Source organism: Asaccharospora irregularis DSM 2635 (genome assembly GCF_900129815.1).
Lineage (GTDB): Bacteria > Bacillota > Clostridia > Peptostreptococcales > Peptostreptococcaceae > Asaccharospora > Asaccharospora irregularis.
The window spans coordinates 1-18,214 of the sequence record NZ_FQWX01000026.1 but is presented as its reverse complement, the minus strand read 5'-3'; the positions used below and the strand labels follow the sequence as shown (position 1 = coordinate 18,214).

Here is an 18,214-nt window from a genome sequence, read left to right as displayed (position 1 = left end):
TAGGAGGCTACATGGAAAAAGGATGTATTTATTGTGGTGAAAGTAAGGATTTGTCAAAATCCGATATAATACCAGATGCATTAACTAATGCAAAAATAATTAATCCAAACGTATGTCGGGTGGAGCATAACAATAAATTCAGTGATTTGTTTGAAGATGAGGTTATCAGCAAATTAGCCATAATAACAAACGAGCTTGATATAAAGTCTAGTAAGAGTAAAAGATATTCATCATATGAAGTGAAGATTAAAGTTGCAGGTGTAGAATATGCTACTAAAATTTCATCAGAAACAGAATTATTTGGCAGTAATAAAAAAATGCGCAGTGTGGATGGGAAATATTTAATTGGACAGATTGATGAAATAAGAAAAATAAAAGCGGCGAATGATACGAATATAAATGTAGTTGATATAAATCAAATAGAAATTGATAAAATAGTAAAGATAGATTTGCCTGTGTTTTTTAGTCAAGCTATGTATAGAATGGTAGCTAAAATAGCTTTTGAATGGTATTGTTTAAATAATGAAGTGAATAATAAAATAAATTCTTTTGAACCAATAATTCAATTTATAACAAATGGAACTGGGAATGACTTGGTCACAATTGTAAGCAATAGAGAAGTATATGATTTAATTAACAAGACGATGGATTTTGGTAGTCATACGCTATTGGCATACGTTGGAAAAGATAATTCTGTCAATGTACTGGTAAGTTTATTTGGTATGGCGATATATAACATAAGAATATGCAACTCAGTTATAGATGAATGTAAAAACAATGTGCTTTTTCAAAACCTCACATTAGATGCAAAAAGGATTCAGTTTAAATTTGATACGTTTGAAGGTTTTGTTAATAATTTGAAGGATAGCTTTATAGAGATTGAGGTAGGAAATAGATTTACTGCTATGATGCCAAAAGATATGACTGATACTACACTGCAATATCAGTTGGCTTATGCTACAAATTATCCTTTGTTTCAAAGTTACTTGCAGTGTATTAGTGAGCCAGATGAGAAAACTATAAGTCTTATAAAAAAATATATGGAAGAAATATTGCAATCATCTGCAATTACAATTCGAGGGTTAAAGAGGTTTGTAAAAGAGCATTTTAAAAGTTTTGATGAGGAAATCATACTAAATCCAAAAGGCACTAATAAAAAAGCAATGTTTATGTTTTACTTGTTGTTTATTATAGGGCAATCAAATGGAGACATAAGAAATCTTCTTGATTTGAATAAGGTACTTAAAGAAAAGTTCTTAGGTGAAACGATAAGTATCAGCGATGAAGTGAGTTTCAGACTAAATGATGAAATTTTTGCTACAGCAGATTATCCATATATTATACTAAAAGGTGCAAGGGAAATTGATAGTTGGGATTATGAATAAATATTGGGCAGAAGGTAGACATATTCCCGCAAACATAAAAACTTACAAAAGTGCTATCGACATATTCCCATGAACGACCAAGGGTATTTGACGTACTTACTATCCTCTCGAGCCATGTGGAGTGCATTGCGTTGATACAAAGGGAAATTATGTAGAAATCCTGAGATTCAAGCTCTTTCATGACTATTTTGCTTTTGAAGAAGATGACCAAAATAGCAAGCGAAAAGTGCTAAAAAAGTATTTCAATGTTTCAGTGGTGGTTGACCTAGTTAGTGGAGATACAAGAAAATAGATTATAGTAGATGAGAATCAGCAGGATTAAAAAACTTGCTGATTTTTGTATTTATACTTTCAGACTTGTCAAACGGACAAGTCAAGAATGGTGATTTTGATAATTCTAGAATGGCAAAAAGGAAAAGTCTAGACTTGTCAAAAAGACAACCTAACTATATAGATATTAGTTAGATTGATAGAGTTATATTGATATTAGGGGGAGAAAAAGGAAAGTACTTTCTTTTCATATAATATAAAAGCTGAAACGGTGGATTACCGTATTAGGTTAGAATGGAGGGTGTTAGTAGTAAATGAAACATCAGTCTATGTATTAATCTTTAGAGCTAGACTTGATAGTCTTAGAAGGTTATAAAACTATGTAACAAAGAATTTAAGTTTATAACTCAAAAAACTATAATTATGATATAATTAAATATGGATATAATTTACGCAAACATATAGAAGTATTATATATAGAAAATAAATAAGGAGGATGTATATGGGATTCAGCTACAATAAACTTTGGAAGATTCTAATTGATGAAGAGATGAATAAGACAGAGTTCCAGAAAGCTGTTGAATTGAGTCCTACCACAGTAGCAAAACTAGGTAAGAATGAGACAGTAAATATGGAAATTCTAGCCCGCATTTGTGATTACTTTGAATGCAGCATAGAAGATATAGTTTCTTATAGCCCTAAAAAAAGAAAGCATGAAAATGAAGATAAATAAGGAGGTACTTTATGGATAGTAAGACACCATATATAGCTTCCCTTACAAGAGAACCTTTTATGTATTATGAAATGAAAATAACTGCAAAGTTACTTGAGGAAGGATTAAGTGAAGAAGAAGCTATAGAAAAAATATTTAAAGAAAATCTATATCAATATCCTACTGAAAGAAGCCTTAAAATGAGAGCAAGAGCTTGTATAAAAAGGTTAAATGCACTTGGAGATGAAGAACTCGTATCCTGGATTATAAATAGACCTTTAGATATTTCAAGACAAGTATGTCTATATGCAATGATGAAAGATTCAAGACTTATATGGGAGTTTATGATTACTGTTATTGGAGAGAAATACAGAACCTGTAATTTTTCCTATAGCAGAATGGATCTAAATGTATTTTTCACTAGACTTCAAGAACAGAATGATACTGTAGCAAGTTGGAGTGACTCAACAATTAACAAGCTTAAGTCTGTATTAGGAAGTCTTTTAAAAGAAAACGGATACATAGATAAAACGAATTCTAAGAGTCTTAATGAAGTGCTTTTAGACTATAAATTAAAAGATAAAATAATTGAAAATGGAGATGCAACTTGTCTTCCAGCTTTCAATTATTTTGAATAAAGGAGTGTAGCAGAGTGAGCAATATAAACGAAAAACTAGATAGATTAAGAAACTTAATTCAAGATCAAGACTTTCTAACAGGGAAAGGACTGAGCAATGAAGTTAATATAAGAATGTTCTGCTATGAACCTAAGGATGAAATGGCAGTAAGGCATTTTACAAAACAACTTGAAAAGGATAATTCCCTGGAATGTAATCTTATTTGTCATAATCTTTATCATGTGTTTTTGGAAATATGTGAGGAAAAAAATATTATTAAGAAGATTCCAGATATGGAAGAAAAAAAAGGAAGCGACTACCTTAAAGATAGGATATTAAAGTTTTCAACAACAAAAGCTTTTGCAGAAAAAATGCAGTATGAGCCACATGAGAAAGGAGATGTTCTTCTACTTACAGGAGTAGGAGAGGTATATCCCTTTATGAGAGTTCATTCTCTTTTAGAAGAATTACAGACAGGATTTGATGACATTCCTATAGTTGTTCTTTATCCAGGAAGTTTTAATGGCAGATCGGTAATATTATTTAATGAATTTACACCAAATGAGTACTATAGGGCATTTAATATAATTTAGGAAGTGGGAGGGAATATAATTGAGAATACAAAATATGTTTTATGATGACATCAATAGAGAGATAAATGGTGTTATCAAAGTTGATCAAGATACGGAAGGTATAATAGAGCAGGAACTTTCAGAATATGTTATTACAAGGGAACTTAAGAAACACTTTATAAGTTTTTTTAATTACTATTCAGATTCTTTTGATAGACCGACTGCTGATACAGGTGTATGGATTTCTGGATTCTTTGGAAGCGGTAAATCTCACTTCTTGAAAATCCTTTCATACATTTTAGAAAATAAAGAAGTAAATGGAACTAAGACTGTAGAGAGATTCAGAGAAAAATTTACGGATGATTTAGCAACATTTATGTTGATTGATAAATCAACGCAGGCTCCTACAGAAACAATTCTATTTAATATTGATATAGAAGGGCCTATGGAAAAAAACAAGACAGCAGTTTTAAGGGTATTTGCCAAGATGTTTTATAAACACCTTGGATTTTATGGTGAAAATCTTAAAGTTGCAAAACTTGAACAATATGTTGATAGGAGAGGAAAAACAGAAGAATTTAGACGTGTTTTTGAAGAGAAAAATGGTGATTCATGGATAGATTCAAGAGATGTATTTGACTTCTGTGAAGATGAAGTAGTTGAAACACTTATGCAAGTTCTTGGTATGAGTGAAACAGCAGCGAGAAACTGGTTTGACTCCTCTGAAGAAATTGATATTTCAATAGCACAGCTTGTGTCTGAAATCAAAGAGTATGTTGATAGTAAGCCAGATAATTATAGGCTTCTTTTCATGATTGATGAGGTGGGACAGTATGTAGGTGCTGATACTGATATGCTCCTTAATCTTCAATCTTTAGTTGAAAAGATAGGCTCTGAATGTATGGGAAAAGTCTGGGTAATGTGTACTGGGCAAGAAGCTCTAGATGAAATAATTAGAACAAGGGCAGACGAATTTTCAAGAATCCAGGCAAGATTCAAGACAAGGCTTTCACTTTCTTCATCATCAGCAGATGAGGTTATTCAAAAGAGAATTCTAAAGAAAAATAATGAGTCCAAAGCCTATCTTGAAGATGTTTATGACAAACAGAAAAGTGTTATGGACAATCTCTTTAAATTTAGAGAAGCAGTTGGAGATATAAGAGGTTTTGAAGGACCAGGAGAATTCTCTGTAAACTTTCCCTTTGTGCCATATCAGTTTATCCTTATGCAGAAGGTATTTTCTGAAATTAGAAAACATGGTAATGCAGGAAAGCATTTATCAGGTGGAGAAAGATCTATGCTTTCTGGCTTTCAGGAAGCTACACAAAGGGTTCAGGATAGGGATGAGTATGCAATAATTCCTTTTTGGATGTTTTATGACACAGTTCATACTTTTCTTGATAGTTCAATTAGAAGAGTAATAGAAAGAGCAGAAAGAGCAGCAAGAGATGATAAGGGTCTTGAACCTATAGATGTTAATGTCTTGAAGCTTCTTTACATGATTAGGTATGTGGAAGATATACCTGCAAATCTTGATAATATTATAATTATGATGGCTGAAGATATAAGAGTGGATAAGATTGATGAAAGAAACAAGATTCAAAAATCATTAGACAGGCTCATTCGCCAGAACTATATTGCCAGAACAGGAGATACATATAATTTTCTTACTGATGCAGAGCAAGATGTAGAAAGAGAAATCAGAGATGAATATGTAGATCCAAGCGAGATTACAAGAAAAATTTCTGAAATGATTTTTGGGAATATATATACAACAAAAAAATTCCGTTATGAAAAGAAATATGACTTTGAATTTGATAAAAAAGTAGATGGTGTAAATTATGGTAATCCAGTTGGAGGAATGGAACTAGAGATCCTTACTATTGCAACAAGCGTAATAGATAAACAGGAACTTAGACTGATGACTGAATCTCAGAACAAGGTTCTTGTGGTACTTGAGGATACGGAATACTACAACTTCATAGAAAATGCTATGAAAATAGATAAGTTTGCAAGAAAGAAGAATATCCCACAACTTCCAAAATCAATGCAAGATATTATAAGAAGTAAACAAGACGATGCTGAGCATTTTAAAGAGGATGCCTTAGTGGAACTTAAAGAGGCTTTTATGAAAGCAAAGTTTTATATAAATGGAGATAGGACTACAGTAAAAGCTGGAACACCACAAGCTAAAATTGATGAAGCATTAGAGTATCTAGTTTCTAATGTATATAATAAACTTGACTTGATTACAAAAAATGCAGATTCAGATGAAGATATTTATAAGATTCTTGATGGAAGAGAAGATGATGGTATAATGCTAGGACTAGAGTCCAACAGAAAGGCAGCAACTGAGATTGAAACCTACCTAATAGCTCAAAACCAGCAACACCTTCCTACCAATATGGCAGATGTTCAGAAAAGATTCACATCTATTCCTTATGGATGGCGAGAAAGAGATGTTGCAGCTGTAGTTGCAAGATTAATCTATGAACAAAAAGTAATTGTTAAATACGGTGGAGAAACCATAAGAACAGATGATGAGAGGCTTCCAGAACTTTTATATAAGAGAAGTGAAATAGGGAAAACAAAGATTCAAAAACGTGAAATGATAAGTATTCAAAAGATAAAAGAGGCAAGAGACTTTTTAAGAGATTTCTTTGACCTTATGGATGTGCCAGAAGATGATGATGGACTTGTAGATTTTATTATTTCTAAATTTGAAAACCTAGAAGACCATTATGATGAATTACTTAATAAATATGAGGGCAATAACTATCCTGATAAAAAGAAAATAATTGAAGCAAAGGCTACTGTATCAGATCTTCTTTATGCAAAGACAGATAATATTGCCCTTGTAAACAAGCTTATTGATATGGAAGATGAGCTTGAAGATATGCAGGAAGATATGGAATCTATTGAAGACTTCTTTAAGTCACAAGTAGATACATTTGATGAAGCAACAAGACTGGAAAGTTTGCTTCGTTCAGACCTTGATTACCTTCAAAATGAAAGTGAAGTAAACGATGCACTTAATAAAATTAGACTTATAGTCAATATCAATCCTAAAAAAGACGATTTTGATTATAGGGATGTTCCAAAACTTAATGATTATATGAAGGTAGTGAGAGAAGGACATAATAGGCTTCTTTATGGCAAACGTGAAGAAATCCTTGAAATTGTAAGACAATGTATGGAAGAAATCCATAGGGGAGATAAAAATGATAGGATTATCGGCAATATAATTAAGAAAACTGATGATTTTTATACACAAAAGAAAAAGGAAATTGCTGAAACAGAAAGTCTTAGAATTCTTGATGGATTTATTCCTAGTCTTTGGTCTGAAAAGGATCAGGCAGTCAAAGATATAATTTCTATTGAAAAAAGTAATGCCGAAGCTGAAAGAAGACGTAATGATGAAGAAGGAAAGCAAAGTGGAGAAAATGATACTGTAAAAGAAACTGAAGTATCACCTGAGCCTGAAAAGAAAAAGCATATTAAGAAATTCTATAGGCAATCAATATTCCCTGCAAGAACTCTGGAAAGTGAAAGCGACATAAGAGAGTATCTAGAGACTATTGAAAAAAATCTTATGACACTCTTAGGAGATTGTGATGGTATAGAAATAAATTAAGAAAGGAAAGGTAGGATATGAATAAAACAGCGATAAAAAACTTTGCAATCTGGGCAAGAAGAGAACTTATCGAAAAAGTTACTAAGAAAGCAAAGATATATGGAATAGAAAAAGATAAAGAAATGAAGGAGATGGATACTGCTCTTAATGGGCAGGTCCTGACTTCTGATGATAAAAAAGCAAGAAGAATATTAATTGAAAAAATAGATAAAGATGGCTTTGATGAAACTATAGAAGAGGTTGCTTATACATGGTTTAACCGTTTTATTGCCATAAGATTTATGGAAGTAAATGGATATATACCTAGCCATATAAGAGTTTTCACTTCAGAAAATAATGAGTTTGAACCTCAGATTCTGTCAGAAGCTATACATATTGATTTAGCAGGGCTTGATAAGTCAAAGGTTCTAGAACTTTATAATGCTGGCAACAAGGAAGAGGAACTTTTTAATTATTTATTTATTACTCAATGTAATGCTTTAAACGAAGTTCTTCCAGGTATGTTTCAAAAGCTTAATGACTACACAGAGCTTCTTCTCCCAGATGGACTTTTAAGAGATGATTCTGTAATAGATGTAATGATAAGTGAAATACCTGAGGAAGACTGGAAAGAACAAGTTCAGATAATAGGATGGCTTTATCAGTATTATAATACGGAACCTAAAGATGAGGTGTTTAGTAGACCAAAAAGTGAAAAAATTCAAAAGGAAGATATTCCAGCAGCAACACAGCTTTTTACTCCTGATTGGATTGTAAGATATATGGTTGAAAATTCATTAGGGAGACTATGGATTGAAGGACATCCTGATGATGAATTGAAAGAGAATTGGAAATATTATATAGAAGAAGCAGAGCAGGAAAAAGAAGTTGAAGAGCAATTATCTAAAATAAGAAAAGAATATGAAGAAATTAAGCCAGAAGATATAAAATGTATTGATCCAGCTATAGGTTCAGGGCATATTGGAGCTTATCTTTTTGATGTTCTTATACAAATTTATGAATCTTATGGTTACAAGAGAAGGGATGCAGTAAGCTCTATATTGGAAAATAACATTTACGGTTTAGATATAGATGAAAGGGCAAGACAACTGGCATATTTTTCTTTAATGATGAAGGCAAGACAGTATGATAGAAGATTTTTAAGCAGAAGAAATATTCCTCAGCCTAAGATATATGCAATAGAGGAGAGTAACTTTTTTAAAACAGAGAATGGGAAAAACGTTATTGAATATTTTGCAAATGGAGATAATGATTTAAAGAAGGATATAGACTCCATTATAGAAGATATGACCGATGCAAAAGAATATGGCTCTATTACAGTAGTAAATCCAGTTAATTTTGAAGCTATTTATAGCAGGTTTAATGAAATCAGAAAAGATATGAGTATAAATATGTATGGTTTACTGGCATTAGAACATTTACTGCCACTTGTAGAACAGGCAGAAGTTTTATCTAGTAAATATGATGTGGTTGTAACTAATCCACCTTATATGGGAAGTTCAGGAATGAATCCTAAATTATCAAAATATGTAAATAAAAATTATAAGGATAGTAAATCAGATTTATTTGCTGTATTTATGGAGTCATGCAAAGAAATGACTAAAAACAATAAATTTCAAGCAATGATTACACAGCATTCTTGGATGTTTCTTTCAAGTTTTGAGAAATTAAGAAAAAAAATACAAAATATAGATATAGTGAATATGGCACATTTAGGACCAAGAGCTTTTGAAGAAATATCTGGTGAGGTTGTACAGACTACATCTTTTGTATTTAGAAATAAGTATGTTTCAAACTATAAGGGGACCTATATAAGACTCATAGAAGCTAATTCACAGGATACTAAAGAAAATATGTTTTTATCGGGTAATGAAAGATATTTTATATCACAAAATAACTTCAAAAATATCCCTGGAATTCCAATAGCCTATTGGGCGAGTGCCAATATAATTAAAGATTTTGAAATTGGAACTTTGATGGAAGAAATGTTAGACGTAAAACAGGGTTTAGCAACAGCCGATAATAATAGATTTTTAAGATTATGGCATGAAGTAACTCAGGAAAAATGTAAATTTGACTCAAAGAATGCAGAAGATTTAATTGAGAGCAAGAAAAAATGGATACCATATAATAAAGGTGGTCAAAGAAGACAATGGTATGGAAATTATGATTATATTGTGAACTGGGAAAATGATGGGGTTGAAATTAAAAATTTTAAAGATAGTAAAGGTAAGTTGAGGTCACGCCCACAAAACACAGGATATTATTTTAAAGAAGCTATTACATGGGGACTTATTACTTCAGGTGGGTTTAGCATAAGATACAGAACACCTGGGGGAATTCATGATGTCTCAGGGATGTCAGCTTTTTATAACGGAAAAGCTAATTTAAAATATATATTAGGCTTGATGGGAACATCTATATCAAACTATATTTTCAAGATGTTGAATCCAACTATTAATTTACAAGTTGGTGATTTTAAAAATTTTCCTGTAATTATAGATAAAAAATTAGAAAATATTGTAATTGAAAAAGTTGCCAAGTGTATATATCTTTCAAAACTTGATTGGGATATGCATGAGACTTCATGGGACTTTGAAAAGTCTCCATTACTTTCAAATAAGGTGGATGGCAGAGTCGAAACTGCTTATGAGAGTTATAAAGGTGAAGTAAATCAAAGATTTGCAAAACTTAAAGAAAATGAGGAAGAACTTAATCGTATATTTATAGGAATATATAATCTTAAAGATGAACTTACTCCTGAAGTATCAGATAGAGATATTACTGTTGCAAAAATCTTCGACAGTAAAAAAGATATAGATGAAGAAATAAAAGGCAACAAGTATGTAATGACTCGTGAAGATGTGGTGAAGAATTTCTTATCCTACTTTATTGGTTGTGCCATGGGAAGATATTCTCTAGATGAAGAAGGACTTGTATTTGCTGGTGGAGAGTTTGATTCATCAAAATATACTAGTTTCAGAGCAGTTGAAGATGGCATCCTTCCAATAACAGATCAAGAGTATTTTGAAGATGATATTGTAGAGTTATTTGTTGAATTCTTAAAAATTACATTTGGAGAAGAACATCTAAATGAAAACCTTGATTTTATAGCTTCAGAGCTGAAGGGTAAGAAGAGCGATAGTAGTAGGGAAAGAATAAGAAATTACTTCCTAAATGATTTCTATAAGGACCATTGCAAGATGTATCAAAAACTTCCTATTTACTGGCAATATGACTCAGGTAGAAATTCTGCTTGTAGAGGATTATTTTACCTCCATAGATACGATAAGGATATGTTTGCAAAAATAAGAATTAACTATGTTTTTGAAGTACAAGATAGGTATAAGCAAGAGCTTACAAGAATAGAAGATAGAATTGCAGAGTCAAGTGGTAGTCAAAAAATAGAACTTCAAAAGCGTGCAGATGTACTTAAAAAGAAAATTATTGAGTCTCAACAATTTGAAGAGAAAGTCCAGCATATAGCAGATTCCTATATAGAAATAGACCTAGATGACGGTGTAAAAGAAAATTATAAAATATTTAAGGATGTACTGTCCAAGATTAAATAGAGGAGGTGGCAGGTTTGGACTTAGAAGAAATTTTAAAAGATTTACAGAAAAGATTCAAGGAACCTTATCCTGAATTTTATAATAGGAGAATTATCTTTTGGATGGATAGGGATAGAGAATTTGAAGATGAAATTGATAATCTTGAAATTCCAGATGTAAAAACAATAAAAATGTCTGAAAATAATAAGTTCAGAGTAAAAAAACTACTATCCTTTGATGACCAGGAGTCAGACTTTCTTGTATACTGCCCTCTTATTTTCAATAAAAAAGAAGATAACTGGATAAATGATGTTATGAGATACAGTGAGGAATTTAGGGCGGATCTTATATCTATACAGATTGACGAAATGAATTTACCAGATAGCATTGCTATTAGAAAATCTATAAAAGTTTATAAGAAGTTCTTTAATGCTAAAGCAAGAAGAGAACTTATAAAGAAAAAGGCAAGTAGAATTGAAAATCCCGCACATTTAGAACTTGCTATTATGAGTGAGATTGCAGGATGTGAAATGCAGCCAGGACTTATTATCAGAGAAGTTTTGAAAGCAGGCATTGAAAATGATGAGAATGATATTTATCAGGAATTTATAAATTATGAAATAGATGAAACTTTCTGGAGAATGGTAGGACAAGGAACAGGTTATCAAGGTGAAGAAAAGAGCCTAGAAAATTTATCTATTCATATACTGCTTACTGCAGCTTCAAGAAATATAAATAAAGAAGCATTTATAGGACTTGATAATTTTATTTCCAGTCCACATGAAGCTTTTTGTTTTCAATTTGTCGAGGACTGGCTTAGAAATGCTAATGAGAAAAGGAGCATATATGAACTTGTCCGTTATGTAGAAAAAGAAATTCAACTTGATGAAAGACTGATGAATCTTGATATAGCTCATTTTGAGAGCAACGAAGCTTTTCCATGTGTTGATGAAATTATACTTATAAAGCTTATGACAAACATTAAAAATAATATCATAGATCCTGAAGAGATTTCAGATATATATGATAAAAGAAGAGTTGTAGCCTGGTATGAAAAGTTTAGTTCATATTATGAAGGTATTTATAACATGGGTAAAATGAAGGATTTCTATAATAAAAACCAAGCATCATTCCATATGACAAGTGCGAAGGAAGTTTGGAAATCCTATACAGATAAATTTTATTTAATGGATACCTATTATAGAAAATTTCAGAGGGCATATCAGAAAAGTCTTGAAAGTTCTAATATTAAGCTTGATGATTTGTTTAAATTTACTGTAGATAAGGCTGAAGGTATATATAAACATTGGTTTTTAGATAAACTTCTTACTAACTGGTCTAATGTTAGCGGTAGAGAGTTTGAAGAGTATGGAAAAATTTCTGAGATTAAACAGCAGGTTGACTTCTATGACAATAATATTAAAAATGCTAAGACAAAAGTCTATGTAATTATTTCAGATGCAATGCGTTATGAGGTGGCAAAAGAGCTTTCTATAGAATTAAAACAGGATATGCAATGTAAGATAGAAATTGATGATATGTCGGGGATATTCCCTACTATTACACCTTTTGGAATGGCTGCATTGCTTCCTAATAAGGGGCTTCAAACTGAAATTAGAAATAATAATCTCAAAGTTCTTATTGATGGCGAATCAACAGATATGCCTAATAGAGAAAAGGTTTTACAAAAGGCTAATAAGGATTCTAGAGTGCTTAAATATGACGATTTGATTCATATGAAGAGAGAAGAGAGAAAAGCTCAAGTAAAAGGTATGGAAGTTGTTTATATATATCATGATCAAATAGATGCAGCCAGCCATACATCAGATTCTAGAGTTTTCTCTGCCTGTGATAAGGCTATAGATGAAATTAAGAATCTGGTTAGAATTCTTGTGCATGAGTTTTCAGCTGTAAATATAATGATTACCTCAGATCATGGTTTCCTCTATACTTATGAAGAGTTTACTGAGGATGATAAGGTATCTAAAGAAGGCTTTGAAGGTGTTGTTGATTATGGTAGAAGGTATGCAATAATGGACAAATCCGCTAATCCAAGTTTCTTGATGCCTATAAAATTTGTTGATGAAGGATCGGGGCTTAAAGGATTTGCACCGAAACATAATATCCGTATTAAAAAACAAGGTGGAGGAATTAACTTTGTTCATGGAGGAATCTCACTTCAGGAAATGGTTGTTCCACTAATTAGATACAGACATTTAAGAAATGATAATAAAGAATATCAGAGAAACAGGAGTAAATATGATGTTAAACCTGTGGAACTTAATATTCTTTCAACAGGAAGAAAAATAAGCAATATGATATTCAATCTGTCTTTCTATCAAAGTGAAATGCTTTCAGTAAATAGAGAAGCCGCTAATTTCCTTCTTTATTTTATTGATGAATATGGAGAAAAAGTTTCTGATGAAGTCCGTATTATAGCTGATAAGAATACTGATAATGAGCAGGATAGAGTATTTAATGTAACATTCAACTTGAAAGCTGGAAAATATGATAATAAAAAGACTTATAACCTTGTTATCTATGAAGAGTCAGGTCAGATTCTTCCAAAGAAGATTGAGTTTGTAATAGATATTCCCTTTGCCACAGGTGAATATGATTTCTTTAGTTAAGGGGGGTGACTAGGTATGGAAGATGTAAGTTCAAGAACTGAAATAAAACAAAAACTTAGAGAAAATTTTGATGGAAAAATAGTAGCAAAAGATTTGACTAAAAAAATCAAAGAAGGGGCTAATGTTCCTGTATATGTTCTTGAGTTTTTGCTTGGGCAGTATTGTAGTAGTGATGATGAAGAAATTATTGAAAAGGGTATAGGAACAGTTAAAAAGATTCTTTCGGATAACTTTGTTAGACCTGATGAAGCTCAGAAAATACTTTCTATATTAAGAGAAAAAGGTAGCTTTTCCATTATAGATAAGGTAACAGTAAAACTAAACATAAGAAAAAATAGGTATGAAGCGGAGTTTTCAAACCTAGGACTTAGTGATATTCCAGTACCAGAAGAATATCCAACAAGATATGATAGGCTTCTTTGTGGTGGTATATGGTGTATGATTCAACTTGATTATGATTATGATGAGAATGAGCAGAACAAAAATCCTATTAGCATTACAAGGCTTACACCTATTCAAATGCCACAGGTGGATATAAAAGAGCTTAAAGAAGGTAGAAGCAAATTTACAAAAGAAGAATGGATAGATGTTATGCTTCGTTCTATTGGTATGGAGCCTGATGAATTTGAAGAAAGAGAAAAATGGTTGTTGCTTACAAGATTAATTCCACTTGTGGAAAATAATTTTAATCTATGTGAATTGGGTCCCAGAAGTACAGGGAAATCTCATATTTATAAGGAGATTTCCCCTAATAGTATTCTTGTGTCTGGAGGACAGACTACTGTTGCAAATTTGTTTTACAATATGGGAAGAAAGACAATCGGTCTTGTAGGGCTTTGGGATTGTGTAGCATTTGATGAAGTTGCAGGAATAAAATTCAAAGATAATGATGGTATACAGATTATGAAAGACTATATGGCATCAGGCTCTTTTGCAAGGGGAAAAGAAGAAAAAGCCGCATCAGCTTCAATGGTATTTGTAGGTAATATTAATCAAAGTGTAGATGTACTTTTGAAAACTTCCAGCCTGTTTGATCCATTTCCAGAGGAAATGGCAATAGATACAGCTTTTCTTGATAGAATGCATTGTTATCTTCCAGGTTGGGAGATTCCTAAATTTAGACCTGAGCATTTTACAAATGATTATGGGTTTATAACTGACTATCTTTCTGAATTCTTGAGGGAACTTCGCAAGGATCAGTATGGAGATAGCTTAGACAAGCATTTTAGATTAGGCAAGAATCTCAATCAAAGAGATACTATTGCAGTTAGAAAAATGGTTAATGGATATTTGAAAATTGTATATCCACATGGTGAATTTACAAAAGATGATCTTGAAGAAATACTATGTTTATCTCTTGAGATGAGAAGAAGAGTGAAGGAGCAACTAAAGAAAATAGGCGGTATGGAATTTTATGATGTGAACTTCTCATATATAGATTTAGATACTTTTGAGGAAAAATATGTAGGTGTTCCTGAACAGGGAGCTGATAAACTAATTCCTGATGGTATGCTAAATCCAGGACAAGTTTATACAATTGCTAGTGGAGGAAATGGAATGATTGGTTGCTATAGATTGGAGTCTCAAATGCTTCCTGGTAATGGAAAACTTGATAGAACAGGACTTGGGACTAATCGTGAAGCTAAGGAAGCAAGTAATACAGCCTTTAATTATCTAAAAGCCAATGGTAATAGGATTAGTGCTTCAATAAGTACAACTACAAAAGATTATATTATAAATTATCAAGATTTACAGGGTATAGGAATGACAGGGGAGTTGGCTCTTCCTACTCTAATTGCATTATGCTCAATTGCACTTGGAAAACCTGTTATAAGCAATCTAGCGGTGCTTGGAGAAATAAGTATTGGTGGAAGTATTATGAAGGTTACAGAAATTGCAGATAGTCTTCAAGTTGCTCTTGATAGTGGAGCAAAGAAAGTACTAATACCTAGTACGTCTTTTGTGGATTTTGGAACAGTTCCTGCAGAACTTATGAGTTCATTTCAGATAATCCCTTATCAAAGTGCAGAGGATGCTGTATTTAAAGCCTTGGGAGTGGAGTGATTCTATACATTTCAGTAGTAAATTAACTGTTATAAAAATTTTAAAGGAGATGATTTAGCTTTATGATTTTTACTGAAGAACAATTAAGAAGCTATGCCAAGCCACTTAGTGAAACTGAAGAAAATCAGTGTAAAAATGCTATAAGAATGGTATCAAATGCCTTAAAAGATTTAGGGCTTAAGGAAAACGAAATGGACACTTTATACGGTGCATCAACTGCTTATGAAATTAGAATGACTGGTGGTGCTACAGGATACGATATTAAATTATTTTTGCAAGGTTCTTATGCAAACAATACCAATGTAAGGGGACATAGTGATATTGATATTGCAGTGGTACAGGAAGATACATTTCGACCTGCATACAGATTAAATGTATCTGGAGCAGACTATGGATTTACAAATGCAACTCCCAGGATAAAAAGTTTTAAAGATGAAGTTGAAGATATATTAAGAAATTACTTTGGCAAAGATGTTGAAAGAAAAAATAAATCAATAAAAATTAATGGGAATTCATACAGAAAGGATACCGATAGTGTACCATCAATGAGACATAGAGACTATAGGCAAGATTATACATTTGATAAAGAAAACTATATCGGTGGTATTTTAATAAAAGCTGATGATGGCCAAGAAATAATTAATTATCCAGAGCAACACATAAAAAATGGAGTAGAAAAAAACAATGATACTAATTATTATTTTAAAAAAATGGTAAGAGTTGCGAAAGAATTAAGATATCAGATGAAAGATTTAGGATATTCATATGCTCAAAAAGCAAGTTCTTTTGGAGTAGAATGTTTGTTGTGGAATATTCCTAATAAATATTTTACCAAATACTCTACTTATTGTTATGTATTTGATGATATTGTTAAATATCTATATGATAATAGATTTAGTCTTCTTGATTTTATGGAGGTAAATAATATAAAAAAATTATGCGATGACTCTTTAGATAGACGAGATATATATAAAGGATTTATTGAAGAGTTGAAAGGTTTTTATAAATATGAAATCTAAAATGAATTACTTATTAAAGTTATCAGCAATAGTTTGCGGTGTTATCTTCCTAATTTTAAAATATTTAAAAGGATCAGGTTCATTGTTAGATAATTGGGAGCTAATTACAGAGGCGGCAGGATATAGTGCTATATTCACTTTGGTATATGAAAAATTCATTTGGAGAATAGACCCTTTAATTAAAATACCTAAATTAGAAAAAGAATATGATGGAATAATAAAATATGAATTTAATGGGTCCCGAGGAACTAAGAATGTAGATATAGAGATTTCCCAAACATTAACTACTATAAATATTTCAATAAAAAGTAATGAAATTACAAGTAATAGTATAACAAGTGAGTTAATAGAAGAAAACAATCAATTCGTACTATACTATACCTATATTACCCATCCAAAGAATGAATTTAGTGATATTAATCCAATTCAATATGGTACTAGCAAGCTTTTAGTTGATAATAAGGATGAATTTCATGGAATATATTGGACAACTAGTAAGACTAAAGGAGATATTTATTTTAAATCAAAGTAAAAAAAGAGGTTGGGCATTTTTACCTCTCGACCTCTTTCTCCAAATAATTATCATAGTTTTTCTTATACTGATATAATATATCTTGCTCTTGACGAGACTGATTGAGTTTCTCAATAAGAGACTCTTTTTTTATATGAAGATTTTCAAGGTCTTCATATATCTTTGTAATTGCGATTTTACTCAGCCTTATTTATATATTTTCTAGTTAACATATTTTGAATTTTTATCAATTCTCTTGAGATATCATCATTTTCCTTTTTCAAATCCTCAATATCTTCCCTATAGATTATTCCGGTAATATTTAATCTCTTTGCAATCTGATTAAGGTTACTAGAATTCTTCCCTATTAGAGTTTGTATTCTTCTAAAAACATCCATATCAATTACAAAGATAGGAGCTTCAAGAACACTTTTTCTGATAAAATGAGCCATTGATTTTGATTTACTGAGTTCAAGCTTTTTCATAAAAAGTTCTTTTTCTTCCTTGGTTAATTTGATTTCAATTCTTTCATTTCTATACCTATTTGTCATATAAATCCTCCTTTTATTTTTATTTTTGAACAGGGTATTAGGGGTGTCCCCTAAATCATTCCGATAGGAACAAGTAGAAAATTGGATAAAAAGAAGCGAACCTAAAAGGGTTCGCTTCATCAATTTTCTCGTAAGTGTCCGTACACTTACTGTGCTTGCTCATTAAAGTTTTTAAAAGCAGGTATTAAGCTAAGTATTTAATTTATATTCTAATATTACCGCACTTTGGAAGAAATGTCAGCGTGGATTAGCCGCTTTTTCTGTGTCCATTTTTTATTTAACCTTTTCAAAAACTTTTTAAAATAGCGAATCAAGATGGTCATATTTTCACTGTTATATATAGACCAGCTAGTTAAAGTCAACAGTTTTTAAAAATATTTTATAATTATGTTTTTTCGTATAGCAAATAAACCATCAAATATACACGAATTTTTGATGGCTTATATGGAAAAATAGTTCATATTAGCCGTTAGGCTATATTAGGTAGACTTTTGTTTTCTAGATACATCTTACAGTGCAATTTAGGGTTACGTACTTCATATGGTTTTTGGTTGCGTAGCACAGAAAAAATATAGTTCATTAGCTTATGCATAATGGCAACTAGTCCAACTTTTTTGCTTTTACCATTCATATTATTTTTATAATAATTAAGCAAAACAGGGTTTATTGCCTCAGAATTACGCTTAGTTCTAATTGAA

At 31.4% G+C, this 18,214-nt stretch carries 13 protein-coding genes and 1 pseudogene; 12 read left to right on the top strand and 2 right to left on the bottom strand.

Features of this window, described 5'->3' with window-relative positions; all coding sequences use genetic code 11:
* Positions 1-11 precede the first annotated feature (11 nt).
* From BUB34_RS09585 to BUB34_RS09540, 12 genes are all read left to right on the top strand, one after another.
* Positions 12-1,385: a hypothetical protein gene (locus BUB34_RS09585; protein ID WP_073126813.1), complete on the top strand. Its 1,374-nt coding sequence runs from the start codon at positions 12-14 to the stop codon at positions 1,383-1,385.
* Positions 1,386-1,506: 121 nt separating this feature from the next.
* A complete protein-coding gene (locus tag BUB34_RS13335) occupies positions 1,507-1,677 on the top strand; it encodes a hypothetical protein (RefSeq protein WP_200787908.1) in 171 nt (56 codons plus the stop codon).
* Between the two features lie 35 nt (positions 1,678-1,712).
* On the top strand, positions 1,713-1,850 hold the full coding sequence (locus tag BUB34_RS13255) for a hypothetical protein (RefSeq protein ID WP_159430059.1): 138 nt from the start codon (positions 1,713-1,715) through the stop codon (positions 1,848-1,850).
* A 307-nt stretch (positions 1,851-2,157) separates the two neighbouring features.
* Positions 2,158-2,388 carry a helix-turn-helix domain-containing protein gene (locus BUB34_RS09580; protein WP_073126811.1) on the top strand — a complete coding sequence of 77 codons (231 nt, stop codon included), beginning with the start codon at positions 2,158-2,160 and terminating at the stop codon, positions 2,386-2,388.
* Between the two features lie 11 nt (positions 2,389-2,399).
* The gene (locus tag BUB34_RS09575) at positions 2,400-3,005 is read left to right on the top strand and encodes a DUF1819 family protein (protein WP_073126810.1); all 606 of its coding nucleotides are present in this window, start codon (positions 2,400-2,402) and stop codon (positions 3,003-3,005) included.
* A 14-nt stretch (positions 3,006-3,019) separates the two neighbouring features.
* Complete coding sequence (locus BUB34_RS09570; protein WP_073126808.1) at positions 3,020-3,577, top strand: DUF1788 domain-containing protein; 558 nt, start codon at positions 3,020-3,022, stop codon at positions 3,575-3,577.
* Positions 3,578-3,596: 19 nt separating this feature from the next.
* Entirely contained in the window at positions 3,597-7,190 is a 3,594-nt protein-coding gene (brxC, locus tag BUB34_RS09565; protein ID WP_073126806.1) for a BREX system P-loop protein BrxC, read from the top strand.
* 17 nt (positions 7,191-7,207) lie between these two features.
* Positions 7,208-10,762 (top strand): BREX-1 system adenine-specific DNA-methyltransferase PglX, encoded by a 3,555-nt coding sequence (pglX, locus tag BUB34_RS09560; protein ID WP_073126804.1) that lies wholly within the window; start codon positions 7,208-7,210, stop codon positions 10,760-10,762.
* A gap of 14 nt (positions 10,763-10,776) precedes the next feature.
* Complete coding sequence (gene pglZ, locus BUB34_RS09555) at positions 10,777-13,371, top strand: BREX-1 system phosphatase PglZ type A (protein ID WP_073126802.1); 2,595 nt, start codon at positions 10,777-10,779, stop codon at positions 13,369-13,371.
* A gap of 15 nt (positions 13,372-13,386) precedes the next feature.
* On the top strand, positions 13,387-15,435 hold the full coding sequence (gene brxL, locus BUB34_RS09550; RefSeq protein WP_073126800.1) for a protease Lon-related BREX system protein BrxL: 2,049 nt from the start codon (positions 13,387-13,389) through the stop codon (positions 15,433-15,435).
* Between the two features lie 62 nt (positions 15,436-15,497).
* Positions 15,498-16,454: a nucleotidyltransferase domain-containing protein gene (locus BUB34_RS09545; protein ID WP_073126798.1), complete on the top strand. Its 957-nt coding sequence runs from the start codon at positions 15,498-15,500 to the stop codon at positions 16,452-16,454.
* Positions 16,444-16,986, top strand: coding sequence for a Cap15 family cyclic dinucleotide receptor domain-containing protein (locus BUB34_RS09540; RefSeq protein WP_073126796.1), 543 nt, complete (start codon positions 16,444-16,446; stop codon positions 16,984-16,986). Before BUB34_RS09545 ends, BUB34_RS09540 begins: the two co-directional genes overlap by 11 nt.
* A gap of 176 nt (positions 16,987-17,162) precedes the next feature.
* On the opposite strand, the gene BUB34_RS09535 is transcribed toward BUB34_RS09540, so the two are convergent.
* Both BUB34_RS09535 and BUB34_RS13425 read right to left on the bottom strand, forming a co-directional pair.
* On the bottom strand, positions 17,163-17,516 hold the full coding sequence (locus tag BUB34_RS09535; protein ID WP_073126794.1) for a plasmid mobilization protein: 354 nt from the start codon (positions 17,514-17,516) through the stop codon (positions 17,163-17,165).
* Positions 17,517-17,985: 469 nt separating this feature from the next.
* Positions 17,986-18,214 (bottom strand): annotated as a pseudogene (locus BUB34_RS13425) (hypothetical protein); the annotation flags it as partial.